This is a genomic window from Nocardia sp. FDAARGOS_372 (genome assembly GCF_002554515.1).
In the GTDB taxonomy this organism is placed as follows: Bacteria; Actinomycetota; Actinomycetes; order Mycobacteriales; family Mycobacteriaceae; genus Nocardia; species Nocardia farcinica.
Genome location: NZ_PDDW01000001.1, coordinates 3,995,882 through 4,021,910 on the forward strand (window position 1 = coordinate 3,995,882; position 26,029 = coordinate 4,021,910).

Below are 26,029 nucleotides of genomic sequence, written 5' to 3' on the forward strand. Positions count from 1 at the left end.
AAGCGCTCCCCGACGACACCCGGACGCCGACGCGCACGACTGAGATCGTGGCGCCTGCGTCCCGGTTTCAGTTCTCGAACAAATCAGGCAAAAAAGTTCACTGGCACTATCTGTCTGTGGCCGCCGCTGTTACATCGGCCCGACTGTGCTCGCTACCCACCGACCGGCCGAGCCGGGACGTTCGTTGCTGATCACCGGACCAATCTACCGTCGCCGCAGGCACCCGACCAACCAAGATCCATAGTCCCAGTGCATCACACCAGGCAGAACGGGGCGGCACCCTTCCGGCAAACCCCTGTCACCCATCTCACATCCTGGACACCGCAGGTCATCGGCCCGGCCCGGATCAGGGGGTGAGATGTCGCTCACGGGCCGGGTCGTACAGGTGTGAGGTGGTGCAGGCGACGCCCGGGGTGAGGGCCCGCCCGACCAGGATCACCGCCGCCTGCCGCAGCCCCGCCGCCTCCACCCGGTCGGCGATGTCGGCGAGAGTGCCGCGCAGCACCAGTTCCTCGGGCTGACTGGCCCGGTAAACCACCGCGACCGGACAGTCGGCGCCGTAATGCGCGGCCAGCTCGGCGGCCAGCTCCCTGGTCCGCGTGATCGCCAGATGCAGCACGAGGGTGGCGCCGGTGCGCGCGAACTCCCCCAGCGCCTCGGACTCGGGCATCGCCGTCGACCGGCGCTGCGTACGGGTCAGCACCACCGACTGCACCACTTCGGGAACGGTCAGCTCGGTCCCCAGCAACGCCGCCGCCGCCGCATAGGCGGGCACACCGGGCGTGACATCCCACGGCACACCGTGCGCGTCCAGCCGCCGGGTCTGCTCGGTCAGCGCCGAGTACACCGACGGATCACCCGAACACAACCGAGCCACATCCTTGCCCGCGCCGTGCGCCCGCACCAGATGCGCGGTGATCTGGTCCAGATCCAGATGCTGGGTGTCGATCAACTCGGTCTCCGGCGCACAGTGCGCCAGCACCGCCGGATCGAGATAGGTCCCCGCGTAGAGACAGACAGGACTCGTGCGCAGCAGATTCACCGCACGCACGGTCAGCAGGTCCGCCGCGCCCGGCCCGGCCCCGATGAAATGCACGGTCATGGGGGTGAGTGTAGGGATCTCCGGCTGTCCGGGCTGCGGTGGTCATGGGTCGTCGCCGGACCAGGCACGTGGGGCGTGGTCGGTCTCTCACGCGCCCCGTGGGAAGATCGCCGGCAACTGAAATGGGATCCCGCAGGATCGGCGACGTACGATGACGGCGGCCTGTCCGTCTTGTCCTTCAGCGAGGTACAGCGGTGGAAAGTGAATGAAAACGGGGTTGGGGGCTGAGAACTCGCAGGTCAGGAAGTGTGCTCCCCGCGCACGCGGGGATGAGCCCGCCTGCGCGTTCGGTGACAGGTCGGCCAGCGCGTGCTCCCCGCGCACGCGGGGATGAGCCCCCTCCCGGAAGCGCGTGCACGCCGCCGCCGCTGTGCTCCCCGCGCACGCGGGGATGAGCCCGTCACCAGAGCTAACGGGGCGGTCCGGGTGGTGGTCACCGACGGGAGGGACCGGATTCGGCGCGGTGGGGTCCTCCCGAATCAGGCGGTGGCGTCGAAGTGCGCTATCACCTTGGTCGGGCGCAATCGCACGACCAACTCACCGGGCACCGCGTTGCGCCGACCGAACTCCTCGGCCCGCTCGGCGCCCATGTAGCGCCCGCCCAGCGCGGTGGCGGTGCGCAGCAGCTCGTCCGGATCCTCGGAGAGCGTGACCCGTCCCTGCACCTGGACCGAGGCATACGGCGGCTCTTCCAGGTCGACACACAGCGCCACCCGATCGTCGCGCGCGAACGCCTTGCCCTTCGCCGTGTCGCGGCCGGTGTTGAATACGATCTCGTCGCCCTCGACGAGGTACCAGATCGGTGTGACCACAGGTCTGCCGTCCGACGCGACGAAGGCGATCTTGCCCGTCCGCGTCCCGTGATCGAGGAACTCGCGCACCTTGGGATCCGACAATGAGGTCATGCCGCCACCCTAAGCGGTCTGCGCACGACACGAGCGGAACAGCGAGCGCGGGTGGCCATGCTGTCCTGGTGACTCGGTGACAGGCCGCGCACTGCGAATCAAGTCAGTCCGATCGGCGGCGGCGAAGCGCATTCCTGACGAGCTCGCGCGCGCGGTCACCCGTCACTGCCTGTCGCGCCAGCGTCTCGAAGGCACGTGCGTACAGCGCGATCTCGCGGGGCTGGGTGATCCTCAGCTCCGCGGTGATGGCCTCCACCATCACCAGGCGGTCGTCGAAGATGAAGAAGTTGGTGGCGGGAGTCAGCCATTGCGCATCCGACGGGACGATGCCCAGCAGCAGGCGAGGCAGTCCCATGACAGCCAGCAGACGATCCAGCTGGCCGACCATCACGTCGTTGTTCCCGACAGTCGTCGACAACGACTGTTCAGCGATCAGGATGTGGAACCGATGGTCGCCACGGTAGAGGACCTTCTGCTGTTCCAGCCGCTTCGAGACGCCCCGGTCGACGTCGTCGGGTATCCGGTAGAACTGGGTCACTCGACGGAGGACCGCCTCGGCATACTCGGCGGTCTGGAGGATGCCGGGGACCAGCACCGGTTCGTACACGCGCATGAACCTGGTCTGTTCGGCAAGCGTCACCGACTGCTGTTGTCGCCGCCCGGTGCCCGTGTGTAGGAGGCGCTTGTACTCGAGGTAGGCGGACTCGAGGCTGCGGACCGTGGCGACCAGGTCGGGAAGCTGGTCTTCGGCACCGGTGTGGGCACAGTAGGCGCGCAGGTCAGCCTCGGAGGGGCTGCGGTCTCCGGTTTCGATCTTGGATACCTTGGACTCGTGCCAGCCCGCCAAGGCGGCGAGCCGACGTCCCGTCAGTCCGGCGTCTCTCCGGAGTTCCCGCAGCCGCTTGCCGAGCGCTTCCCGTTGTTCGTGGACCGAGCCGGTCACAGCGCCGCGTGCGCGAACTCGGCGTAGGGGGTCGCGATATCCCACAACCGTTCTCGCACCGACCGGCAGTAGTGGACAATGCGCCGGTCGTCGGTCACCGCCACGCCCGCACCGGCACCGTGGACGTCGACCAGGTTGAATGCGACCAACGAGCCGTCCAGGAGCCACCAATCGTCTGCCGGTAGTTCTCCCGCGAGATGCCTGGGGACATACCGGATGTCCTCTCCCGCCCGCTCGTTCTCCTGCGTGATGGAGAGCAGCCAGCGGTGGTAGTCGGGCAGCGGCACGGTGACGACTCGAACGCGGGAAACGGCAACGCCTCGATCGGTGGCAGCGCGCATGAGGTCGAGCCACGGCTGGAACCATGCGTAGTCGTCGTCTCGGCGACCGGCGAGAAACCGCGCCAGGTGGGGGTTCTCGTCGTCCACGTCGTAGGCATCGCGGGTCTCCAGATGGAACGCAGTGCTCTCAGCCTGTCGAAACAGCTCCCAGAACGCCTGACCTTGCAGCAATCGCACCGTAGAACTCCCTTTCTAGCTTCGGCACCTCGATCACCATCTCGTCTTCGGCGAGGACGAGATGCGCCAGTGCCTCAGCATCGTTGACGGGATGCCCGGAGAGAGTGAACGTACCCCGGCCGGTGTCGGTCATCGTCGCCCCGACGAACGTATCGGGCTCGACGAAGCCGAGCAGGAGATGCGGGATCTCGACTCGTCCCGCCTGCCCGGTCTGCCAGCCCTGCACCAGATATGTGTTGCGATCCGTGGCGTACAGCGACGGGCACTGCCCCTGCCCGGAGCCACCCTTACCGAGAAACTTCAAGCGCATGACCTGACTCCTCCCCAGGAGTGTGACCCCTTGTGACACCCCCACGGCAATCCTGCACCACGTGAACCCGAAACTTCCCCTGTTCAGCGAAGTCACGTCAAGTTCTGTCAAGGTCCTGGCCTGCGGCCCTTTCTGGCTCTTACCGTCTCAACAGGCACTCGGCACCGGAGAGTCTCCTCCCGGTGCCGAGTGCTCGCCAAGGTTCCCACCGTGCCGAGGAAGGCGACCGTGCGCCAGTACTACGTCAAGGTTCACTGCTGTAGGTCTCGTTGGCTCATCCACGTACCGGCCGTGGACCGGTGGACGGTTACGGACGACAAACGCGCCATCGAGCCGACCGCCCGGGAAATGATCGCTACGACGACCGGCAGGCCCCGCGATTCGTTCGATATCGACCTTGCGACCGGGCGGGCAATCGGTTCGGTCGATGAATTCGCACCCATCGGCCCGACACTCCAACGTTGGCACCCCAACCCTGAACGAGACCGCCCAGGGCGAGGCCCTACGGTCGACACATCGCAAGTCTCGGTCGGCCGGCGGCAGGGGAAGGATCGGCAGTGAACGACGACGTCGACGCAAACGCGCAGGACGACCCGGAGTGGGTCGTGTGGTCGAGCAACCAGCACACCGCCGATGCGATAGATCGCCTGTTCACCGAAACGCTGCCGAGGGTTCCGATCGGCGGGGAACGAGGATGGACGACTCCCGCAGGCGAGCCTGTGGGCCCGATGCCCCAGGGAGTCGACAGGTACAGCGACGAAATGGCCCTGTACTGGATCTCGGATGTTTTCGATTTCTTCCTGCCCGACGAAGACGCGTTGTACGAGCCCGCCCGAGCCGAGGTCGTGACCCAGTTCGTTTGCTACATAGGCGAGTATTTCATTCGGCATTGCGAGGGCCGATGGATCAACGAACCCGGCGAAAAGGTGCTGTACCGATTCGGTCCGACGATTCGGTACGACTGGACCGGAATCGTCGACAACCCGGAAGATTTGCTGTTCAGCGCAGTCGAGGAGGGCGACTTCCGATGTGTCACCTCCGAGTGGTTTTCGCGGACGATCGACTACGCCGAGGCTCATGGAACCGCGCACGAGGGTCTCGATATTCGGCGGAAGCATCGACGGGATTGATCGGAGTCCCGGGGGGATGTCGCAAGAGGAGGAATTCCGGCGCCGAGCCGTCGCACAGGCTCGCCGTCAACAGCGCGAAGCGTCCGAACGCGCACGCAGATCGCAGGACATCGGTCGCGAATTTCACTATGGCATAGCCGAATTGCGCGGCGAGACTTGCGCGAACGGCTGGCTGCACGAACAACCGGTAACGGTGGAACCGGGCCGGACTCGCGTGCACGACGCGGTCAAGGTCAACACGCAGGGCGGACGTGACTTCGTCGAGTACAAGTGCGGTAGACGGGTCGGCGGCGCGTTCCATATGGACCAGATGGCCAAGGATCGGAGAGTTCTCGAGTGTGATGAGCACGCACGCGGCACCTGGGTGCTCCTGAAAGGTTCCGCCGACGTCGAAGCCCGCCGGGAACTCGACCAGATGGTGCAGGACTTTCCTGGTCGATTCCGAGTCGTGGAGGTCACCCGGGAGTTGGCGGCGAAGGCCCGGGATGTGGGGATGCGCTTGGAGCGAGGCCGGCATCAGATGGAGCTGGTCGACTCGGGCAAACTTCGGCGTCTGCAACGGATCAAGGAGCGCCGCGAGAAACTCCAGGAGAAGGAACGCACCCGCGACGCTGCCCGCCAGGCGGTCGAACGAGCGGATCGCGAGCGTCGAACTCACGAAGCCGACCGGCGACAGCGCGACGCCGCCGACCGGTTGGCCGCCAGTGCTCGCCGGGAACGGGCCGCCAACGCGCGAGGCGAGAGGCTTCCGATGACCGGGCGAGAGGTCCGAGACATCCTCGTCGTCACATTTCCGATGCCGCCGGTCCCGATCTCGCCGCAGCGCGAGCGTCCATCAGCGGGCTCCGCAAGCCTGACCAGGGCTCGCGAGAGGGCCGATAGAGAACGCGGCCTCAGCCGCGAACGCTGAGGGCACGGGCGCGGGGCTGGACCGGAGGGTCAGCTCACCCCCACCAGCGCCGCCAACGCCATTTCGCGTAGGGCCGGTCGGACGCGCTCCGCGTCGGAGGCGGTGGCGCTGTGCGGGGTTGAGTTCATCAGTCCGAACACCGCGTGGGCCCGTACGCGGGCTTCGCCTTCGGACAGCTGTGGGTGGACCCGCTGTAGCGCGTCCACCCACAGTTCGACGTATTGCCGCTGGGTGCGGCGGACGCGGCGGCGGGCGTCGTCGGGCATCTGGTCCAGGTCGCGGTCCTGGATGCGGATGAGTTCGGGCTCGCCGAGGGCGAAGTCGAGGTGGAAGTCGACGAGTCCGGCGATGACCGATCGCGGGTCTCCGCCATCGTGGTCGGCGAGCACGGCCCGGCCGCCGTCGAGGAGGCGTTCACTGACGCCGACCAGGAGTTCCACCAGCAGCGCTTCCTTGCTGGGGAAGTGCCGGTAGACCGCGGGGCCGCTGATGCCGACGGCCGCGCCGAGGTCGTCGAGCCGGACGCCGAGGAAGCCGCGGTCGGCGATGAGGCGCGCGCCGGCCTCGAGCAGCCTGCGGCGCCGCTCGGCTTTCAACTGCTCACGGCGGGTGCCTTCGGACGCCTCGGTGCCGACCACGCGCACACCCCTCTCCCACACGCCCCTGACCCGGGCCTGGACAACTCAGTTAATCAAGATTAACCTGAATCTCAGTTATCGGCGACTAACTGGATCGGCCGGATCGGCCGCTCCACCTCCATTCGAGAAGCGAGGCGGGATGACGATCACCCAGGACGTCGGCAACCGCGCGGCGCATCAGGCGCTCACCGCGGAACTGCGCGAACGCCTGGCCGCCGCGGCGCTCGGCGGGCCGGAGAAGGCCCGCGAGCGGCACGTGGCGCGCGGCAAACTGCTGCCACGGCAGCGCGTGGACCAACTGCTCGACCCCGGCAGCCCGTTCCTGGAGCTGTCGCCGCTGGCGGCCACCGGGATGTACGGCGACGAGTGCCCGGGGGCGGGCATCATCACCGGCATCGGACGGGTGTCCGGGCGCGAATGCGTGATCGTGGCCAACGACGCGACGGTCAAGGGCGGCACCTACTACCCGATGACGGTCAAGAAGCATCTGCGCGCGCAGGAAGTGGCGTTGCAGAACAACCTGCCGTGCATCTACCTGGTCGATTCGGGCGGCGCGTTCCTGCCGCGCCAGGACGAGGTGTTCCCCGACCGCGAGCACTTCGGCCGCATCTTCTACAACCAGGCCACCATGAGCGCGGCGGGCATCGCGCAGATCGCCGCCGTGCTCGGCTCGTGCACGGCAGGCGGCGCGTACGTGCCCGCGATGAGCGACGAGGCGGTGATCGTGCGCAACCAGGGCACGATCTTCCTCGGCGGTCCGCCGCTGGTGAAGGCGGCGACCGGCGAGGTGGTCACGGCCGAGGAACTCGGTGGCGGCGAACTGCATTCGCGCACCTCCGGTGTCACCGACCACCTGGCCGAGGACGACCAGGACGCGCTGCGCATCGTGCGCCGCATCGTGGCCACCCTGGGCCCGCGCCCGCAGGCCCCTTGGGAGGTGCTGCCCACGATCGAGCCCGCCGCGCCCACCGAGGAGCTCTACGACGTGGTGCCGGTGGACCTGCGCACGCCCTACGACGTGCGCGAGGTGATCGAGCGCCTGGTCGACGGCGCACCGGGCGGCGAGTCCGGTTTCCACGAGTTCAAGGCCGAGTACGGCAAGACGCTGGTCACCGGGTTCGCGCGCATCCACGGCCATCCGGTGGGCATCGTCGCCAACAACGGCGTGCTGTTCGCCGAATCCGCCATGAAGGGCGCGCATTTCATCGAGCTGTGCGACAAGCGCAGCATCCCGCTGCTGTTCCTGCAGAACATCACCGGCTTCATGGTCGGGCGTGACTACGAGGCGGGCGGCATCGCCAAGCACGGCGCCAAGATGGTGACCGCGGTGGCGTGCGCGCGGGTGCCGAAGCTGACGGTGGTGATCGGCGGCTCCTACGGCGCGGGCAACTACTCCATGTGCGGGCGCGCGTATTCGCCGCGCTTCCTGTGGATGTGGCCGAACGCGCGGATCTCGGTGATGGGCGGCGAGCAGGCCGCCTCGGTGCTGGCGACCGTGCGCGGCGACCAGCTCGACAGCAGCGGCAACCCGTGGTCGGCCGAGGACGAGGAGAAGTTCAAGGCCCCGATCCGCGAACAGTACGAGCACCAGGGCAACCCCTACTACTCCACCGCACGACTGTGGGACGACGGCGTCATCGACCCCGCCGACACCAGAACGGTGCTCGGCCTCGCACTCTCGGTGTGCGGGCAGGCGCCGCTGGAACCGGTCTCCTACGGCGTCTTCCGGATGTGAGCGCGATGATGATGAACAACTCCCACCCCATCGGCTTCGACACCGTGCTGGTCGCCAACCGCGGCGAGATCGCGGTGCGGGTCATCCGCACGCTGCGCGCGCTCGGCGTGCGCTCGGTCGCCGTCTACAGCGACGCCGACGCCGGTGCGCGGCACGTGCGCGAGGCCGACGTCGCGGTGCGGCTCGGACCCGCCCCCGCCCGCGAGAGCTACCTCGACATCGACAAGGTGGTCGACGCCGCGGTGCGCACCGGGGCACAGGCCGTGCATCCGGGCTACGGATTCCTCTCCGAGAACGCCGCCTTCGCGACCGCGCTGGACAAGGCGGGCATCGTCTTCCTCGGCCCGCCCGCGCGGGCGATCGAGATCATGGGCGACAAGATCGCGGCGAAGAACACCGTCTCGGCCTTCGGCGTGCCGGTGGTGCCCGGCATCGCCGAGCCCGGCCTCAGCGACGACGACCTGATCGCCGCGGCCGCCGAGGTCGGCTATCCCGTGCTGGTGAAGCCCTCCGCGGGCGGCGGCGGCAAGGGCATGCGCCGCGTCGACGACCCCGCCGACCTGCCCGCCGCCCTGGTGAGCGCCCGGCGCGAGGCGGGGGCGGCCTTCGGCGACGACACGCTGTTCCTGGAGCGTTTCGTCACCAATCCGCGCCACATCGAGGTGCAGGTGCTGGCCGACCGGCACGGCAACGTCCTGCACCTGGGCGAACGCGAGTGCAGCCTGCAACGCAGGCACCAGAAGGTGATCGAGGAGGCGCCCTCGCCGCTGCTGGACGCCGAGACCCGCGCGCGCATCGGCGCGGCGGCCTGCGACACCGCGCGCAGCGTCGACTACGTGGGAGCGGGCACGGTGGAGTTCATCGTCTCGGCCGACCGGCCCGACGAGTTCTTCTTCATGGAGATGAACACCCGCCTCCAGGTGGAGCATCCGGTGACCGAGATGGTGACCGGGGTGGACCTGGTGGAGTGCCAGGTGCGGATCGCAGCCGGGCAGCAGCTGGGCGTGGACCAGGGGCAGATCCGGCTCACCGGGCACGCCGTGGAGGCCCGGGTGTACGCCGAGGACCCGGGGCGCGGCTTCCTGCCCACCGGCGGCACCGTGCTCGACCTGCGCGAGCCGGAAGGGCCGGGGGTGCGGGTGGATTCGGGCCTGCGGGTGGGCACGGTGGTCGGCAGCGACTACGACCCGATGCTGTCGAAGGTGATCGCGCACGGCCCGGACCGCGCGTCCGCGCTGGCGAGCCTGGATCGCGCACTCGCCGACACGGTGCTGCTCGGTGTCACGAGCAACATCGAGTTCCTGCGGTTCCTGCTCGCCGATGACGACGTGGCCGCCGGCAGGCTCGACACCGGTCTGCTCGACCGCCGCGTCGGTGACTTCACCCCGGCGCCCGCCACCGACGAGGCGTTCGTCGCGGCCGCGGCCTACCACTGGCTGGGCCTGTTCCCGCAGGAGCAGGGTGGTCCGCGTGGTGACGCCGCGCTGTCGTCGGCCCGGGATCTGTGGGCGGTGCCGACCGGCTGGCGGGTCGGCGAACACGCGCCGATCCCGATCCGGCTGGCCGCCGACGACCGGACCGAGCACGTCTACCTGACCGGCCTGCCGGGGGACGGGCGGGTGCGGGTCGGCGACGGCGAGAACCGAGCGGTGCGTGCCGAATTCACGGCGACCGCGCCGGGCCGCGGCCTGCTGGCCCTCACCCTCGACGGGGTGCGGCAGACCTACCGGGTGGCCGAGCACGCCGATGCGCTGTGGGTGGCCGGACCGGGCTGGGTCACCATGCTGCGCGCGGTGGCCGAGGCGAGCGTGCGCGGCGGTGACGAGCACGTGGGCGACGCCGAGATCCGCAGTCCCATGCCGGGCGCGGTGATCGCCGTCCCGGCCGCCACCGGCAGCGTGGTCGCCGCGGGCGCGCCGGTGGTGGTGGTCGAGGCCATGAAGATGGAGCACACCCTCACCGCCCCGGTCGCGGGCACCGTCGAGATCCTGGTCGAACCGGGCACCCAGGTGCGGTTGGACCAGCCGCTGGCCCGCATCACCGCCGCCGACGCGGCCGAACCCGAAACCGACAGAGCAGAAGGACTTTCCGCATGACCGACTTCCTGTCCACCGGCACACTGCCCGAGGACTACCGCGATCTGGCCCTGACGGTGCGGGACTTCGCCCAGCAGGTCGTCGCACCGGTCGCCGCCGAACACGATGCCGCGCACACCTTCCCGTACGAGGTGGTGGCGGGCATGGCCGACATGGGCCTGTTCGGCCTGCCGTTCCCGGAGGAGTACGGCGGCATGGGCGGTGACTACTTCGCGCTGTGCCTGGCGCTCGAGGAGCTGGGCAAGGTCGATCAGAGCGTGGCGATCACGCTGGAGGCGGGCGTCTCGCTCGGCGCGATGCCGGTCTACCGCTTCGGCAACGACAAGCAGAAGCAGGAGTGGCTGCCGCAGCTGACCAGCGGCCGCGCGCTGGCCGCCTTCGGCCTCACCGAGCCGGACGCGGGTAGCGACGCGAGCGGCACCAGGACCACCGCGGTCGCCGACGGCGAGGACTGGGTCATCAACGGCCGCAAGCAGTTCATCACCAACTCCGGCACCGACATCACCAAGCTCGTGACGGTGACCGCGGTGACCGGCAGCCAGGACGGCCGCAAGGAGATCTCCACCATCCTGGTGCCCACCGACACCCCCGGCTTCGTCGCCGAGCCCGCCTACAACAAGGTCGGCTGGAACGCCTCCGACACCCACCCGCTCTCTTTCACCGACGTGCGGGTGCCGCAGGAGAACCTGCTCGGCGAGCGCGGCCGCGGCTATGCCAACTTCCTGCGCATCCTCGACGAGGGCCGCATCGCCATCGCGGCGCTCTCGGTGGGCGCGGCGCAGGGCTGCGTGGACGAGAGCGTGCGCTACGCCAAGGAGCGGCTGGCCTTCGGCAAACCGATCGGCAGCTACCAGGCCGTCGCGTTCAAGATCGCCCGCATGGAGGCGCGCGCGCACGCGGCCCGGGCCGCCTACTACGACGCCGCCGCGCTGATGCTGGCGGGCAAGCCGTTCAAGAAGCAGGCCTCCATCGCCAAGCTGGTCGCCAGCGAGGCGGCGATGGACAACGCGCGCGATGCCACCCAGATCTTCGGCGGCAACGGCTTCATGAACGAATACGCTGTGGCCAGGCACTATCGCGACAGCAAGATCCTGGAAATCGGTGAGGGCACGACGGAGGTGCAGCTGATGCTGATCGGACGGGAGCTGGGCCTGTGAGCACCGAGCACACCGGTAGCGAACCGCGCAGGATCGTGCAGCGCGGGCTGTGGTTCGAGGAGTTCGAGACCGACGTGGTCTATGAGCACCGGCCGGGGCGCACCATTACCGAAGCCGACAACGTGCTGTTCACCACGCTGACGATGAACACCCAGGCGCTGCACCTGGACGCCGCGTTCAGCGACGCGCTGCCGCCGTTCAACAAGCGGCTGGTGAACTCGATGTTCACGCTGTCCACGCTGGTGGGGCTCTCGGTCGCGCAGCTGACCCAGGGCACCATCGTGGCCAACCTGGGCTTCTCCGACATCGCCTTCCCCAAGCCGCTGTTCCACGGCGACACGATCTACGCCGAGACGGTGGTGACCGACAAGCGGGAGTCCAAGTCGCGGCCCGGCGAGGGCATCGTCACCTTCGCCCACACCGCCCGCAATCAGCACGGCGAGGTGGTCGCCACGGCCACCCGCAAGACCCTGGTCCGGCTGCGGCCGGCGGCGTCGTGACCGCGGCGACGAGCTGGCAGCCGCCCGGCCCGGCCTGGCTGTTCTGCCCGGCCGACCGGCCCGAGCGCTACGCCAAGGCCGCCGCCGCGGCCGACGTGGTGATCCTCGATCTCGAGGACGGGGTGGCACCGGCGGACAAGGCGGCGGCCCGCACCGCGCTGGTGTCGACGCCGCTGGACCCCGAGCGCACCGTGGTGCGGGTGAACGCGGTGGGCACCGACGAGCACGCACTCGATCTGCTGGCGCTGGCGGACACCCGCTACCGGCGGGTGATGCTGCCCAAGACCGAATCGGCCGAACAGCTCTCCGGGCTGGCCGACTACGAGGTGATCGCGCTGATCGAATCGCCGCTGGGTGCGCTGGCCGTGGGCCGGGCGGTGCTGGCGCGCAACGCGATCGGCGTGATGTGGGGTGCGGAGGATCTGGTCGCGGGACTGGGTGGCACGGGAAGCAGGCACGCCGACGGCTCCTACCGGGACGTCGCGCGGCACGTGCGCTCGACGTCGCTGCTGGCGGCCAAGGCCTACGGCAAGCTCGCGCTCGACTCGGTCTACCTCGACATCGCCGACCTGGACGGCCTGCGCGCCGAAGCCGAGGACGCGGTGGCGGTCGGTTTCGACGTGAAGGTCGCCATCCACCCCAGCCAGGTGCCGGTGATCCGGGCCGCATACGCGCCGGCGCCGGCGGAGATCGACTGGGCGCGGCGGGTACTGGCGGCGGTGCCGGACAATCGGGGTGTGTTCGCCTTCGAGGGCAGGATGGTCGACGGTCCGGTGCTGCGGCACGCCGAACAGATCCTGCGCCGCGCGGGCCAGGACTGAACAGCACCAGGGAGGAGATTCGCGGTGCAACCACAGTGGGTGCCCACCGAGCAGGACGTCGCCGAGGCCAGGATCACCGATTTCGCCCGGTTCGCCGCCGCGCGCAGCGGCTCGGCGGCACCGGACTACCGGGCGCTGTGGCAGTGGTCGGTGCGGGATCTGCCCGGGTTCTGGCGGGCCGTCTGGGACTATTTCGAACTCGGTGAGGTCGCCGGTGACGTGCTGGCGACGGCCGACATGCCGGGCGCGCAGTGGTTTCCCGGCACCCGAGTGAACTATGTCGATCAGGTGGTGCGGCAGGCGCGCACCGACCGGCCCGCCATCCTGGCCGCGAGCGAGGACGCGCCGGTGCGCGAGGTGTCGTGGGCCGAATTGATCGACAGCACCGCGGCGTTCGCCCGCACCCTGCGGTCGCTGGGGGTGCGGCCCGGCGACCGGGTGGTCGGCTACCTGCCCAACATTCCCGAGGCGGTGATCGCCTTCCTCGCCACCGCGAGCATCGGGGCGGTGTGGAGCGCGTGCGGGCAGGACTACTCCCCCAAGGCGGCGCTGGACCGGCTCGGCCAGCTGGAGCCGACCGTGCTGGTGACCGCCGACGGTTACCGCTTCGGCGGCAAGGCGCACGAAAAGAGCGCCGACATCGCGGCGCTGCGCGCGGGCCTGCCGACCCTGCGGGCCACGGTGGTGGTGGAGCGCCTGGGCGCGGCGGTGCCCGAAGCCACCAGCTGGGCCGACGCCGTCGCCGACACCGACAACGCGGCCCCGCTCATCCAGACCGAGCCGGTCGACTTCGACCATCCGCTGTGGATCGTGTTCTCCTCCGGCACCACCGGGCTGCCCAAGGGCATCGTGCACGGGCACGGCGGCGTGCTGCTCGAGCATCTCAAGGCGGTCGCGCTGCAATCGGACATCGGTCCCGCGGACACCTTCTTCTGGTACACCAGCCCCAGCTGGATGATGTGGAACTTCCAGGTGGCCGGGCTGCTCACCGGGTCGACCATCGTCACCTACGACGGCAGCCCCACCCATCCCGGCCCGGACGGGCTGTGGCGGCTGGCCGCCGAGCTGGGCGTGACCGTGCTCGGCACCAGCCCCGGCTACGTGCTGGCCTGCATCAAGGCGGGCGCGGTGCCGCGCACCGAGCACGACCTGTCGGCGCTGCGGCTGGTCGGTATCACCGGGTCGGCGCTGCCGCCGTCCTCGGCGCTGTGGCTGCGCGACAACGTCGGCGAGCACGTGCCGGTGGCCTCGATCAGCGGCGGCACCGACGTGGTGTCGGCGTTCCTCGGGTGGGCCCGCACGGTGCCGGTGTGGCCGGGTGAGCTGTCGGTGCCCTACCTCGGTGTGGCGCTGGACGCCTACGACGAGTCGGGGCGGCCGGTGCGCGGCGAGGTCGGCGAGCTGGTGGTCACCGCGCCGATGCCGTCGATGCCGGTGTCCTTCTGGCGCGACGAGGACGGCAAGCGCTACCACGACGCCTACTTCGACATGTTCCCCGGCGTGTGGCGGCACGGTGACTGGATCACCATCACCGACCACGGCAGCGTCATCGTGCACGGCCGCTCCGACTCCACGCTGAACCGGCACGGCATCCGGATGGGCAGCGCCGACATCTACCAGGCGGTGGAGGGCCTGCCCGAGATCGCCGAGGCGCTGGTGATCGGGGTGGAACAATCCGACGGCGGCTACTGGATGCCGCTGTTCGTGCTGCTCGCCCCGGGCGCGGAGCTGACCGAGGACCTCGTGGCCCGCATCCGCGAGACCATCCGCACCGAGGTCTCCCCGCGGCACGTGCCCGACGAGATCCTGCTCGCGCCCGGCATTCCGCACACCCGCACCGGCAAGAAGCTCGAGGTGCCGATCAAGAAGCTGTTGCAGGGCGCCGAGCCGGGCGCGGTGGTGGAGCGCAGTGCGGTCGACAATCCGGACCTGCTGGACTGGTACGCCGCGGTCCGCCCGGCGGGGCGCTGAGCGGGCTCAGGCCCGGCCGCGCGCTGAGCGGGCTCAGCCGATCCGGGCCCGCACCCGGCGCAGCGCGCCCCGCCACAGGGCCAGCTGGGCGCCGGTGACCGTGCGCACCAGCTCGCCCGCCGTCAACGCGCGCATCAACTTCGCCTGATCGGCCATGGACGCCCGTCGCACCGCCGAGGACGCCTTGCTCGGATGACCCGCGTCCACCGGCGGGCGCGGGTCGTACTCGATGTCGAGCTGCACGGTGCGGGCCCGGTCGGCGCCGTGGATCTCGGCGACCAGCCACAGCGCCATGTCGATGCCCGCCGAGACGCCCGCGGCGGTGACGATCCGCGCGTCCGCGCGCACCACCCGCTCCTGTTTGCGCGGCTGGGCGCCGAGCAGGCCGAGCGCGGACTGGGCGGCCCAGTGGGTGGTGGCTGGTTTGCCGTCGAGCAGTCCGGCGGCGGCGAGCACCAGGGCGCCGGTGCACACCGAGGTGGTCCATTCGGCGGTGCGGTGCGCCGCGCGCAACCAGTCCAGCACCGCCGTGTCCGCGGCGACGGCGGTGGCCGCGGGCCCGCCGGGCACGACGACGATCTGCGGGGCGGGAGTCTCGGCGAAGGTGTGGGTGACGCCGAGCGCGAGCACGCCGCTGTCGGTGATCACCGGGCCGACCTCGTGGCCGACGAAGCGGATCTCGGTGTCGGGCGCGAAGCGCAGCACCTCGTAGGGCCCGATGGCATCCAACGCGGTCATCCCCGGATACAGCACGATCGCCACCTGTCGGGCGGGCACGGCGCACCCCCTTCGTCGAACCGGTGGACAGACCGTAGCACCGGCCCGGAGCACACGGGGGTGGCACAGGCCCGACCTGGACAAATCCGCCGGATGTCCGGGTCGTTACGATGAAGGGCATGAGTGTCGACAACCGCCGCACGGCGCGAAACGTGGTCGACGGCGACTCGGCACCCCGTGAGATCCGGCGCAGGCCGAAGAACCGCCGCGCCCAGATCGCCGCGGCCTCGGCCGCCGCGTTCGGCGCCCTGGGCTACCACGGTGTCAGCATGGAGGACATCGCCTCGGGTCTTGGCATCAGCTCCGCGGCGCTGTATCGGCACTATCCCAGCAAGTACGCGCTGTTCCGCGAGGAGCTGTTGCGGGTCGGCCAGGCGCTCACCGAATCGGTCCGGCTCCCCGAGGAAGCCGCCGACCGGGACCCGGAGCACCGCCTGCGCCATCTGCTGGAGGCCCTGATCGGCGCGGCCATCGACAACCGGCCCACCCTGACGCTGGTGCGCTGGGAGGTGCGCTACCTCGACGAGCAGGATCAGCAGACCCTCGCCGACCAGCAACACACCGTGCTCGAGGCGATCGGCGCCGAACTGCGCGCGCTGCGACCGGAACTGACCGCCGACGACACGCGCGTGTTGCGGGCGGCCATCCTCAGCGTGGTCACCAGCATCGCCGACCACCACGCCGCGATGCCTGCCAAGGCGCTGGTGCGGTTGCTCTCCTCGGCCTGCCTGGCGTTGGCGCACGCCGACCTGCCGCCGGCCTCGGCCGAGTCGGAGGAGGCGCCGCCGGTGGAGATCCCCGACTCGTTCAAGCACGAGCTGTTGCTGCGCAAGGCCGTCGAGCTGTTCCACGACCGCGGCTACCCGAACGTCAGCGTGGAGGAGATCGCCGGTGCGGCGGGGCTTTCGGCGGCCTCGGCGGTCTACCGCTTCTATCGCGGCAAGAGCGACCTGCTCGCGGCCGCCTTCCGCCGCGCCGCCGACCGGGTCTCCGCGGCGATCGGTCCCGCGGTGGCCGCGGCGCCGAATCCCGAAGCGGCGATGAGCATTCTGATCGAACGGTTCGTGGCCGGATCGTTCGCCGAGCGCGAGCTCACCTTCGTCTACTACACCGAGTTCCAGCACGTGCCCGCCGAGGAACGCACTGTGCTGCGTAACATCCAGCGGCTCAACGTGGAGGAGTGGAGCAAGCTCGTGCGCGACGTGCGGACCGAACTGTCCCCCGCCGAAGCGCGTTTCCTGGTGCACGCGGCCTTCGCGCTCGTCGTCGACCTGGGCCGGGCATTCGGCAGCGACCCCGTCGCCGGGCAGCAGCGGGTGCGCACGGCGATGGAGATCGTGCTGTTCGGCCGTCCCGTCACCGCCCGGTGAACCGGTCCGCCGGAATCCGCTGGATGTTAACGGGTATTCCCACCCTGGTCCTTATCATCGGCCACATGAGCAGCAGCGTTACCGGCTTTTTGTGACCTTTCGTTCAGTTCGCGTCGGGGCGCAGGAACAGGCCGTTCCCAAGCATCTGTTTGGGATAACATGCCGGAATGGACGCGCACAAACGCCGCACCACACGCGGCTCGGCAGGCGGCGATCCCGTCACCGGGCGAGTGGTCCGCAAACGTCCGCGGGATCGGCGTGCGCAGATCGCGGCCGCGTCCGCGGAGGCCTTCGGAGCGCTCGGCTACCACGGGGTGAGCATGGAGGACATCGCCTCCCGCCTCGACATCAGTTCCACCGCGCTCTACCGCCACTACCCCAGCAAATACGCGCTGTTCCGGGAGGAGGCGCTGCGCTTGAGCGCGCTGTGCGAGCAGGCCGTCCACCTGCCCGAGCACCTTCTCGACGCGCCCGCGCAACAACGGCTCGCGCACATTCTCGACGCGCTGGTCGACCGGTCCATCACCGATCGCCGCGGAGCGTCGTTGCTGCGCTGGCAGTCCCGCTACCTGCGGCCCGAGGACTACCGGGTGCTCATCGGGCAACTCGGCGACGTCTACGCGATGCTGCGCTCCCTGCTGGCCGACAGCCGCCCCGAGCTGTCCCGGGCGGACCGGGCGGTACTGGCGACCTCGGTGCTCAGTGTGATCGGCAGCATCTCCGATCACCACGTGTCGATTCCGGTGCGCGCCTTGGCGAAGCTGCTGCGTTCGGCTTCGGATGCCGTGCTCGCCTGTGAGCTGCCGCCGATCGGCGAGCGCACCGCGGCGCACACCCCCTCGGAAGTGCCGTTGACCTTCAAACACGAACTGCTGCTGAAACGTTCGATCGAGCTGTTCCACGAGCGCGGCTACCCGAACGTGAGCGTGGAGGACATCGCCAATGCCGCGGGGTTACCGGCGTCCTCGGCGGTCTACCGGTTCTACCGCAGCAAGGGCGACATCCTGGCCGCGGCGTTCCGGCGGGCGGCCGATCGGGTCTCGGCGGCCATCGGTCCCGCGATCGCCGGCGCCGACGGCCCCGAGCAGGCCCTGGTGACGTTGATCGAGCTGTATGTCGCGGGCTCGTTCGCCGAGCGGGAGCTGACCTTCGTCTACTACGCCGAGATCAGCAACGTGCCGCCGGAGGACCGGACGGTGCTGCGGAACATCCAGCGGCTCAACGTGGAGGAGTGGGCCAAGCTGGTGGTCGGGGTGCGCCCGGAGCTCTCCCCCGCCGAGGCGCGCGTGCTGGTGCACGCCGCGCTCGCGCAGGTCGTCGACATCGGCCAGTGGCTGGGGCCGGACAACCCGATCTGCTCGCAGGCCCGGGTGATCCACCTGATGCAGGTCATCCTGTTCGGCCGCCCGGCCACCGCCTGAGCGCGGTCGGCAGGGGCGGCGGCCGCGCCGCGTCACTCCGTGGACCGGGTGCGGCGGCGCGGCGTCACTGCTGGGGGACCGAGGCCAGCGGCGAGTTGACGTGGTTGACCAGCCAGCGGCCGTCGGTCTTCTCCATCCGCATGATCATCGACAGCTGCCCGGGCGAAGGTTTGCCCTGGGTGCCGACGCTGGTGATGGTCTGGCCGATGACGACGATCGCTTCGGCGGAGGTCTCGTCGCCGGTCTTGATCGCGCACTGCACGTCGTCGGCCTTGGACACCACCTCGCCCTGGGTGAGCACCTCGCGCAGTTCCCTGCTGGTGTCGTCGAACTGCTTGCGCCAGTCGCCGGTCGCGCCGTCGAGCACCTTGGCGAAATAGGCGTCGAGGTTCTTCGCGTCGTAGTCGGCCAGCACCGGCGCGTAGGCGCAGGCGGCCTGCCTGGCCTCCTCGTGCGCGGCCAGCAGGCCCTCGTGTTCGCTGTTCTGGCTGGAGAACCAGCCCGCCGCGCCGACCGACGCGCCGACCAGCACCGCGACCGCCGCACCGGCGGTGACGGTGCGGGCACGGCCTGCGGGCCATCGCAGCTTCGCCGCGAATCCCGGTGCGGCGGCGGCTGTTCCGGGATCGTCGGTGGAGTCTCGGGCCGCCGCCGGCTCCGTCTTGTCGAGCGTGACCGCCTTGTCGTCGGTCGCGTCCTTGCCCGCCGAGGTCGCGGCCGAGCCGGTCGTCGCGCCCGCCCCCTCGGCCGGTTCCGCGGCGTCGCGGTCCGGCTCGGGAGTGGCGGCCTTGTCGACGTCGTTGTCACTCATGGCAGTTCGGTTCCTTGTCTCCGGCGTGGCGCGGGCCTACCGGGGTGTGGGTGCGGGCTGGGACATCTCGTCGCCGGTCACGCCGGGGGGCGGGCCGGAGCCGTTGTCGGGCACGTTCGGCCGTGGCGCGTTGGCCGAGCCGCGGATCTGCAACGCCGGATCGTCGGTGACGCAGTAGTTGTAGAGCCGCACCCTGCTGTCGGTGGCGGCGACCACCGGGATCTTCGGGACGGTGGGGTAATCGCAGGTCGGGCGGGGCCACGGGTCGACGAGGGTGTGGTAGGCGCCGTCGTGCGCGGGCACGCCGATGGCGGCCGAGCCGGCCCGCAGTGCCGGGAACAGCGCCTCGATGGCGGGCTGGCGCAGCTTCGCCGCGCGGGTGATGGCCACGAAATTGGTGGTCAGGTTGGTGATCGGGTCCTCGGTGTCGGCGATGAAGCCGCCGACGGTGGCCAGCTGGCCGGGCGCGAGGTCGAGGAAACGGCGCAGTTCCTGGTCGGCGGCGGTGAGCTGCTCGAACAGCGCGCCCGCGCCGGTGGTCAAGGTGGTCAGGTCGGGCTGCGCGTGCGAGGTGGTGTCGGCGATGATCTCGAGGTTCTCGATCAGTTGCCTGGTCTGTGGCAGCAGCTCGTCCAGTCCGGCCATCGCGCGGCTGATGCCGGAGATCATGTTGCGCAACCGGTCCGGGCCGCCGGCCAGCGCCTTGTCCAGTTCGTCGATGATGACGTTCAACCGGGCCGGGTTCATGCCGCCGATCAGCCCGCTCATGTTGTCGAGCACCGAGGGCACGGTCACCGGCGTGGTGGTGCGGGCCACCTCCACCACGTCGCCGTCGCGCAGGTAGGGGCCGCTGTCGGCGTCCGGGCGGAAGTCGAGGTACTGCTCGCCCGCGGCGGACAGGCGCCCGACCGCCACGGTGCCGCCGACCGGGATCTTGGCCCAGGACTGGATCTCGGCCTCGGCGACGATGCCGACCTCGGCCACCCGGACCTCGGCCACCCGGCCCACCCGGCTGCCGCGGAAGGTGACGTCGTTGTTCGCCAGCAGTCCGCCGGAGTTCCTCAGTTCCACGGTCACCGTGTAGGTGTCGGGCAGCGGGTTGATGCGCAGCACGGCCAGCCCGAGGTAGGCCGACCCGGCCAGCAGCACCGCGACCAGGCCCAGGTTGGCGATCGCCACCCGGCGGCGCACCAGGTAGTTCCACAGCGGGATGTTCATCGGCCGCCCTCCTGTCGCGGCGGGCTGGTGAGCCTGCCGATCACCTTCTCGATGACCTGCGCGAGACTGCCGATGAACAGCGGCACGTCGTTCAGTTCGGGCGGACGGCTACCGGACGGGTCGGTGAGCGCGCCGATGCTCAGGTACGACACGGTGGCCGCCACCGACAGCGCCTCACCCTCGAACGACGCCGCGATCGATGGATAGAGCTGCTCGTAGCGTTGCAGCATCTGGCCCAGGTCGTCGCCCATGGCGGTGAATCCGCCCATCAGCTTCTGGATGCTGTCGAACAGGCTCACGAAATCGCCGCCGGTGGTCTCGGTGAAGTCGCCGAGCGCGGCCATCGTCACCGACACCTTGCCGATCAACGCGGAGATGTCGCGGTTGTTCTCCGCGACCAGGCCGAGCAGCGCCGGGAACGTGTCGGCGGCTTCGCCGAGTTCGGCTTTGCGCGCGGCCATTTCACCGGTGAGCACAGTGAGCCCGTGCAACACGCTGTCGATGTCGGCGGTGCGCTGGTTCAGCGCCGTGATCGCGGCGCCGAGCTCGTTGAGCAGGTGCGCCAGTTGCGGTGCGCGCCCGGCGAACATCGAGTTCATCTCGGAGGTGATCTTGGCGGCCTGGTTGAGGCCGCCGCCGTTGAGCAGCATGGAGATCGAGACCATCAGCTGCTCCACGGACGCGCCCGCCGAGGTCAGATCGGTGCCGATGGTGTCGCCGGGCTGGAGCACGGGCGCGTTCGGGTCGTGCTCGGGCAGGGTCATCGCCACGAAGATGTCGCCGAGCGGCGTGGCTTGGCGCAGTTCGGCGGTGGTGCCGCGCGGCAGCCGGATGTCCTCGCGGATCTCGAGTTCCACGTCGGCGAGGAAGTTGGTGGTGCTGATCTCCTCGACCACACCGATGTCGGTGCCGCCGATCTTGACGTGAGCGCGTTCGGGCAGGTTGAGCGCGTCGTCGAAGACGACGTGGATGGTGTAGCCCGGTCCGCCGATGCCCGGTTTCGGCAGCGGCACGTTGTCCACGGTCACCGCGCAGCCGGTGGTGCCGGCCAGCACAGCCAGGCTCAGCGCCGCGGCGGCGATGCGCGCGGCCCTCATTTGGTGAGCCCCAGCAGTGCGGCGGTTAGGCCGAAGTCCGGCCCCATGTCCATGATCCTGCCGGTGCGGCACCCGTCCAAGCGCATCTGCACGCGCTCGCAGAACAGGGCGAGCGCCTCGCCGTCGAGCACCGCCTTGTCCAGCAGGCCGTGCAACCGGATCGCCCGGTGCTCGAAACTGGTGGCGTTGGCGAGGTTTTCGAAGAACAGCGGGGTCACGTCCACGATCTCGGTGAGCTGGCGGGCATTGGCGCGCATCTGCTCGGTGATGGCGACGAAGCGGGTCAGCGCGCCGGCCAGCTGGTCCTGGTTCTGGCCGACCACGGCGGAGGTGTTGGCGACGAAGTCGTTGAGCTGGGTCAGCACCGCGTGCAGACCGGGGGCCTGCTCCCCCATCAGCTGCACCAGTTCGGTGAGCCTGCCGCTGAAATCGCGCACGGTCTGATCGTTGGCGGCGATGACCTGGGTGATCTCGTTGAGCTTGATGATGGTGTTGGAGATCTGGTCCTTGTTGGCGAAGGTCACCTCGAACGCGCCGGCCAGTTCGTCGAGCGTCTCGCGCAGCCGGTCGCCGTTGCCGTCGAGCAGCGGGAACAGCACCCGGCTGGCCATCGGGCCCTCCTGGTTGTCCCCCTTCAACGCGGCGCCGAGCTGGTCGAAGTTCTCCAGGATGCGGTCCAGCTCGACCGGCACGCGGGTACGGGCCAGCGGGATGTGGTCGCCGTCGGCCAGCGTCGGACCGTCGCCGGTGTAGGCGGGGGCAAGTTCGACGTGCCGGTTGGTGATCAGCTGCGGCGACACCAGCGCCGCCATCGCGTCGGCGGGCACCTGAACGTCTTTGTCCAGCGACATCGTCACCTGGACGTAGCTGCCCTTGGGGGTGACGGTGTCCACCCGCCCGACGGCCACGCCGAGCACCGCGACCTCGTTGCCCGCGTACAGCCCGGCGACGTTCTCGAAATCGGCGCTGATGCGCAGCTTTTCGCCGAGGTATTCCTCCGGCAGGCCGGCGATGCTGTCGGGTAGCAGGGAACATCCCGACGCGACGGCGGCGGTCAGGCACAGCGTCGCGAGTTTCGCCGCGAGCCCGAGTCGGTGGATCAGTCTCTTCATCAGTTGCACCCCGGAATCGCTTGCGCGAAGCACAGCCAGTTGTCGGGTAGGACCCACGGCGCCCACACCTCGCCGTAGGGGCCGTTGCCGAGCGCGTTGTTGAACTGCCGCACGGCCACGGGCATGACCTCGTAGAGCCGGTCGAGGTTCTCCTTGTTCTTCTGCAGGCCCTCGGTCATCGTGTTCAGGTCGTGGATGAGCGGTCCCAGCTGGCCGTTGTTCTCGATGCCCATTTCCTGCAGCAGCGCCGAGAGCGCGGCGACGTTGTCGAGCAGCTGCTTCAGCAGCTGCTGCCGTTGCGCCACGGCGTTGCCGATCGCCTCGCCGCGGGTGAGCAGCAGCAGCACGGAGTTCTGGTTGTCGGCCACCAGCGCCGAGACCTCGTCCATGCTCTTCAGCAGCTTGTCGACCTCGTCGCGGCGATCGTTGATGACCTCGGCGAGCGCGCCGATGCTGTCCAGCGCGGCCACGGTGAGCTGCGGCGAGTCACCCATCTGGGCGTCGAGCACGTCCAGGGCCTGGCGCAGCTTCTCCGGGTCGATGCGCTCGATGCGCTCGAAGGAGGACTTGTACTGGGTGTCCTGGATGACCTTGCCCAGGTTGTAGGGCACCGAGGTGTTCTCCAGCGGGATGGTGTCGCCGGGCAGGCCGTTGCCGTCACCGGGGACCAGCTCGACATGCAACCTGCCGAGGATGGTGGACATCTTGATGGCCGCCCGCGCGTTGGCGCCCAGGCGCAGATCGCGGCGCACCCGCAGGTCGACGACGACCTTGTCGCCGGCCAGGCGCACCGCGCGTACCGCGCCGACCTCGATACCGGACACGTCCACGGTGGCACCCGGACGCAACCCGGCGGCCTGGGCGAATTCGGCATGGATGGTCTTGTCCGACACCCTCGCCTGTTTGACGATGCTGGAGCCGACGAGCAGCAGCACCACCGTCGCGGCCGCGGCGAGGCCGAGCCAGAGGAAGCGGTTGGCCCCGAACCGGGGCAGGGGCAGTCGCGCCATCAGCGGCACACCTCCGAATGCGAGTTGCCGCCGACCTGGGAGAACAGGCCCGGGGGCAGGACGACACCCCACAGCGAGACGTCCAGGCTGCAGAAGTAGGCGTTGCCGTAGGCGCCGTAGCTGGTGAAGCGGGCCAGCGAGGTCAGCAGCCCGGGCACCTCGACCGCGGCGCGGTCCAGTGCGGCGCCGTTGAGCAGCAGCAGTGCCACACCGGTGGTCGCCTCGTTCTGCGCCCGCGCCATGTCCGGCTTGACCTGCTGGAGCAGGCCGACCAGCGAATCGGTGGAGGTCGCGACCTGATCGACCGAGGACTTGAGCAGCTCACCCTCGGCGTAGAGGGCCTCGACCAGCGCCTTGGACTGGGTGATGAGGGTTTCCAGTTCGGTGCTGCGATTGGCCAGGCCGGAGATCACCGAACTCAGGTTGGCGATCACCTGCCCGAGGATCTCGTCGCGCTGACCGAAGGTGGCCGCCAGGTCGGCGGCCTGCATGATCAGCGTCGACAGCGACACGTTGTCGCCCTGCAACGCCTGGACCAACGTCTCCGACAGCGAGTTCACCTGGTCGGGTTGCAGCACCGAGAACAGCGGCTCGAACCCCGACAACAACGCCGACACGTCGAAGGACGGCTCGGTGCGCTCGACCGGGATGTGCCCGCCGGGTGCGAGCGGCTCCCCCTCCCCCTCGCCGGGCACCAGCGCGATGTAGCGCTGGCCGATCAGGTTCTGGTAGCGCACCAGGGCTTTCGTGGTGGTGGTCAGCCGTTGCTTGTGCTCGATGCGGAAGTCGATGCGGGCCAGGTACCCCTCGTCGAAGTCGATCTTGTCGACCCGGCCCACCCGGACGCCCGCCATGCGGACGTCGTCACCGACACGAACCCCCATCACGTCGGTGAATGTCGCCGAGTAGGAATGGGTGTCCCCGGGCACCGAGCGTTGCAGGGTGGACCAGATCGTGTAGGTCAGCACGATCGCCAGGACGGCGAAGAGGCTGAACCCGGCCAGCGCCTTTCCGGATTTCACGCTCACGCACCCCCTTCCGCGGGGACCTCTTCGTACATCGTCACTTCGCCGCCGGCCAACACCGGTGTCAGCAGCAGCAGCTGCGCGGCCGTCGGCCGGCCGCCGACCACCGCCGCCACCCCGGCGTAGCCGCGGCCCGAGGCGATCGGGCGCATCGTGCTCGCGGGCTCGGTGGTGCCGGGATCGCCTGCGGGAACGGTGATTCCGGGGATCGCGGGCAGGCCGGGAATGGCCGGCAGACCCGGGATGGTGGGAATCGCCGACGGTGCGGTGGTGGTGCCCGGCGCCCCCGGCACGCCGGGCACCACCACCGTCGGAGCCGGGCCCGCCGCGTCCAGCCAGCGCGGCATCAGCTGCGGCGGGTATTCCTGCGCGGGCGCCTCGGTGGGCACCGTCGGACCGCCGCACCGCGGACCGGCCAGCTCGCCGTAGCGCGGGCAGTCCTCGGCGGTGTACTGCTGGAACGGGGTGAAGCTGACGTCCATCTTCCAGACCATCTGCTTCTTCGGCCCCCAGGTGAACACCTCGGCCATCTTCGCGAGCGTGTCGTTGAGGTTGCGCGCGGTGTAGGGGATGGCATCGGGATCCTCGGCCAGGCCGCCGAACAGCTGGTCCAGGCCGGGCACCAGTTCCTTGGCGGCGTTCGGATTCCGCGCGAACAGGCTGTTGACCGAGTCGATGGTGCTGGAGGCGTTGGCCAGCAGCGCCACCAGATTGGCCCGGCGCTCGGTCAATGTCCGTGCGGCCGTGACCGATTCGGTGAGCACGCCGACCAGCTCCGGCGCCGACCGGCTCAGCGCTGTGGTGGCGGCCCCCAGATCGCCGAGCAGTTCCCCGATGCCGGGGATCGCCCTGACCTCGGTGACCCACCGGTCCAGCCGCTCCACCGTCGATCCCGGCACGCGGGCGGCCGGATCGAGGGCGGCGGCCAGGGTGGCCAGTACCCGGCCCAGCTTCTCGGGCTGGATGTTCTCCAGCACGTCGCGCAGGGTGGTGAGGGTGGTCTGCAACTGCGTCGTCTCGGCGCTGGTGTCCTCCGGGATGGTCGCGCCCGCGGTGAGCGTGGCACCCGCGGAGCCGTTGTCCACCAGCTCGATCGCGGTCACACCGAAGATGTTGTTGGGGATCACGCGCGCGGTGACACTGGCCGGGATGGTCGGCGCGACCTCGGGCTTCAGGTGGATCCGGGCGAGCTGGCGTTCGCCCTTGGCGACCACCTCGACGTCGTCGACCATGCCCACGACCATGCCGCGGAACTTCACGTCGGCCCGGGTGGGCAGGCCGTCGCCGGTGCTGGTCAGCTCGGCGGTGACCGGCACCTCGTCCTCGAAGTAGCCGTTGTAGCGCAGCATGAGCAGGCCGAGCACCAGCAGGGTGGCCAGGATCATCGCGAGCCCGGCCAGGGAGAGTTGGCGCGCGGTCGGGCCGCGGCCACTGGGATCGAGAAGCATTGAT

Annotated in this window: 24 protein-coding genes and 1 CRISPR repeat array; of the genes, 10 read left to right on the forward strand and 14 right to left on the reverse strand. The window is 69.7% G+C overall.

Translation table 11 applies throughout. The annotated features are described in order from the left end of the window. Positions 1-346 precede the first annotated feature (346 nt). From cobM to CRM89_RS18970, 5 genes are all read right to left on the reverse strand, one after another. The gene (gene cobM / locus CRM89_RS18950; protein ID WP_098085404.1) at positions 347-1,102 is read right to left on the reverse strand and encodes a precorrin-4 C(11)-methyltransferase; all 756 of its coding nucleotides are present in this window, start codon (positions 1,100-1,102) and stop codon (positions 347-349) included. A gap of 246 nt (positions 1,103-1,348) precedes the next feature. Further along, a CRISPR array of direct repeats spans positions 1,349-1,501; the repeat unit is 29 nt; unit sequence GTGCTCCCCGCGCACGCGGGGATGAGCCC. An 80-nt stretch (positions 1,502-1,581) separates the two neighbouring features. Then, positions 1,582-2,007, reverse strand: a complete 426-nt coding sequence (locus tag CRM89_RS18955; protein WP_098085406.1) for a PPOX class F420-dependent oxidoreductase — start codon at positions 2,005-2,007, stop codon at positions 1,582-1,584. A 103-nt stretch (positions 2,008-2,110) separates the two neighbouring features. Continuing rightward, positions 2,111-2,950, reverse strand: a complete 840-nt coding sequence (locus tag CRM89_RS18960; protein WP_098085409.1) for a helix-turn-helix transcriptional regulator — start codon at positions 2,948-2,950, stop codon at positions 2,111-2,113. Beyond that, on the reverse strand, positions 2,947-3,468 hold the full coding sequence (locus tag CRM89_RS18965) for a DUF6879 family protein (protein ID WP_098085412.1): 522 nt from the start codon (positions 3,466-3,468) through the stop codon (positions 2,947-2,949). The genes CRM89_RS18960 and CRM89_RS18965 overlap by 4 nt, the downstream gene beginning before the upstream one ends. Then, positions 3,419-3,778, reverse strand: coding sequence for a hypothetical protein (locus CRM89_RS18970; RefSeq protein WP_098087053.1), 360 nt, complete (start codon positions 3,776-3,778; stop codon positions 3,419-3,421). Before CRM89_RS18970 ends, CRM89_RS18965 begins: the two co-directional genes overlap by 50 nt. Positions 3,779-4,335: 557 nt before the next feature. Between CRM89_RS18970 and CRM89_RS18975 the strand changes: the two genes are divergently transcribed. Both CRM89_RS18975 and CRM89_RS18980 read left to right on the forward strand, forming a co-directional pair. After that, complete coding sequence (locus tag CRM89_RS18975; RefSeq protein ID WP_098085415.1) at positions 4,336-4,908, forward strand: hypothetical protein; 573 nt, start codon at positions 4,336-4,338, stop codon at positions 4,906-4,908. Between the two features lie 16 nt (positions 4,909-4,924). Then, the gene (locus CRM89_RS18980; protein WP_127516263.1) at positions 4,925-5,818 is read left to right on the forward strand and encodes a hypothetical protein; all 894 of its coding nucleotides are present in this window, start codon (positions 4,925-4,927) and stop codon (positions 5,816-5,818) included. Positions 5,819-5,847: 29 nt separating this feature from the next. On the opposite strand, the gene CRM89_RS18985 is transcribed toward CRM89_RS18980, so the two are convergent. After that, on the reverse strand, positions 5,848-6,456 hold the full coding sequence (locus CRM89_RS18985; protein ID WP_050768340.1) for a TetR/AcrR family transcriptional regulator: 609 nt from the start codon (positions 6,454-6,456) through the stop codon (positions 5,848-5,850). Positions 6,457-6,595: 139 nt separating this feature from the next. Between CRM89_RS18985 and CRM89_RS18990 the strand changes: the two genes are divergently transcribed. The 6 genes from CRM89_RS18990 to CRM89_RS19015 are packed head-to-tail and all read left to right on the forward strand — an operon-like array spanning position 6,596 to position 14,736. After that, positions 6,596-8,191 carry a carboxyl transferase domain-containing protein gene (locus CRM89_RS18990; protein WP_011211571.1) on the forward strand — a complete coding sequence of 532 codons (1,596 nt, stop codon included), beginning with the start codon at positions 6,596-6,598 and terminating at the stop codon, positions 8,189-8,191. Between the two features lie 8 nt (positions 8,192-8,199). Next, on the forward strand, positions 8,200-10,287 hold the full coding sequence (locus CRM89_RS18995) for an acetyl/propionyl/methylcrotonyl-CoA carboxylase subunit alpha (RefSeq protein WP_098087054.1): 2,088 nt from the start codon (positions 8,200-8,202) through the stop codon (positions 10,285-10,287). Beyond that, positions 10,284-11,444, forward strand: a complete 1,161-nt coding sequence (locus CRM89_RS19000; protein WP_011211573.1) for an acyl-CoA dehydrogenase family protein — start codon at positions 10,284-10,286, stop codon at positions 11,442-11,444. The genes CRM89_RS18995 and CRM89_RS19000 overlap by 4 nt, the downstream gene beginning before the upstream one ends. Beyond that, entirely contained in the window at positions 11,441-11,944 is a 504-nt protein-coding gene (locus CRM89_RS19005) for a MaoC family dehydratase (protein WP_060594323.1), read from the forward strand. The genes CRM89_RS19000 and CRM89_RS19005 overlap by 4 nt, the downstream gene beginning before the upstream one ends. After that, entirely contained in the window at positions 11,941-12,765 is an 825-nt protein-coding gene (locus CRM89_RS19010) for a CoA ester lyase (RefSeq protein ID WP_011211575.1), read from the forward strand. The genes CRM89_RS19005 and CRM89_RS19010 overlap by 4 nt, the downstream gene beginning before the upstream one ends. A gap of 24 nt (positions 12,766-12,789) precedes the next feature. After that, positions 12,790-14,736 carry an acetoacetate--CoA ligase gene (locus CRM89_RS19015; protein ID WP_098085420.1) on the forward strand — a complete coding sequence of 649 codons (1,947 nt, stop codon included), beginning with the start codon at positions 12,790-12,792 and terminating at the stop codon, positions 14,734-14,736. Positions 14,737-14,769: 33 nt separating this feature from the next. On the opposite strand, the gene CRM89_RS19020 is transcribed toward CRM89_RS19015, so the two are convergent. Next, positions 14,770-15,513: a DJ-1/PfpI family protein gene (locus tag CRM89_RS19020; RefSeq protein WP_256385945.1), complete on the reverse strand. Its 744-nt coding sequence runs from the start codon at positions 15,511-15,513 to the stop codon at positions 14,770-14,772. A 119-nt stretch (positions 15,514-15,632) separates the two neighbouring features. Here CRM89_RS19020 and CRM89_RS19025 point away from each other — a divergent pair, with 119 nt between their 5' ends. Together CRM89_RS19025 and CRM89_RS19030 are read left to right on the forward strand one after the other, a co-directional pair. After that, positions 15,633-16,883 (forward strand): TetR/AcrR family transcriptional regulator, encoded by a 1,251-nt coding sequence (locus tag CRM89_RS19025; RefSeq protein ID WP_098087055.1) that lies wholly within the window; start codon positions 15,633-15,635, stop codon positions 16,881-16,883. Positions 16,884-17,050: 167 nt separating this feature from the next. Beyond that, positions 17,051-18,304: a TetR/AcrR family transcriptional regulator gene (locus tag CRM89_RS19030; RefSeq protein WP_086841690.1), complete on the forward strand. Its 1,254-nt coding sequence runs from the start codon at positions 17,051-17,053 to the stop codon at positions 18,302-18,304. Positions 18,305-18,368: 64 nt separating this feature from the next. On the opposite strand, the gene CRM89_RS31810 is transcribed toward CRM89_RS19030, so the two are convergent. From CRM89_RS31810 to CRM89_RS19065, 7 genes are read right to left on the reverse strand one after another with little or no spacing between them, the layout of a single operon-like run. Beyond that, complete coding sequence (locus tag CRM89_RS31810; protein ID WP_228822128.1) at positions 18,369-19,115, reverse strand: hypothetical protein; 747 nt, start codon at positions 19,113-19,115, stop codon at positions 18,369-18,371. Positions 19,116-19,151: 36 nt separating this feature from the next. Further along, on the reverse strand, positions 19,152-20,333 hold the full coding sequence (locus tag CRM89_RS19040) for an MCE family protein (RefSeq protein WP_086841692.1): 1,182 nt from the start codon (positions 20,331-20,333) through the stop codon (positions 19,152-19,154). Next, complete coding sequence (locus CRM89_RS19045; RefSeq protein ID WP_060594319.1) at positions 20,330-21,430, reverse strand: MCE family protein; 1,101 nt, start codon at positions 21,428-21,430, stop codon at positions 20,330-20,332. The genes CRM89_RS19040 and CRM89_RS19045 overlap by 4 nt, the downstream gene beginning before the upstream one ends. Continuing rightward, positions 21,427-22,542 carry an MCE family protein gene (locus CRM89_RS19050; protein WP_098085423.1) on the reverse strand — a complete coding sequence of 372 codons (1,116 nt, stop codon included), beginning with the start codon at positions 22,540-22,542 and terminating at the stop codon, positions 21,427-21,429. Before CRM89_RS19050 ends, CRM89_RS19045 begins: the two co-directional genes overlap by 4 nt. Beyond that, positions 22,542-23,552, reverse strand: a complete 1,011-nt coding sequence (locus CRM89_RS19055; protein WP_041561402.1) for an MCE family protein — start codon at positions 23,550-23,552, stop codon at positions 22,542-22,544. Before CRM89_RS19055 ends, CRM89_RS19050 begins: the two co-directional genes overlap by 1 nt. Continuing rightward, complete coding sequence (locus tag CRM89_RS19060; protein WP_106427577.1) at positions 23,552-24,574, reverse strand: MlaD family protein; 1,023 nt, start codon at positions 24,572-24,574, stop codon at positions 23,552-23,554. Before CRM89_RS19060 ends, CRM89_RS19055 begins: the two co-directional genes overlap by 1 nt. A 2-nt stretch (positions 24,575-24,576) precedes the next feature. Next, the gene (locus tag CRM89_RS19065) at positions 24,577-26,025 is read right to left on the reverse strand and encodes an MlaD family protein (protein ID WP_098085426.1); all 1,449 of its coding nucleotides are present in this window, start codon (positions 26,023-26,025) and stop codon (positions 24,577-24,579) included. Positions 26,026-26,029: the final 4 nt, after the last annotated feature.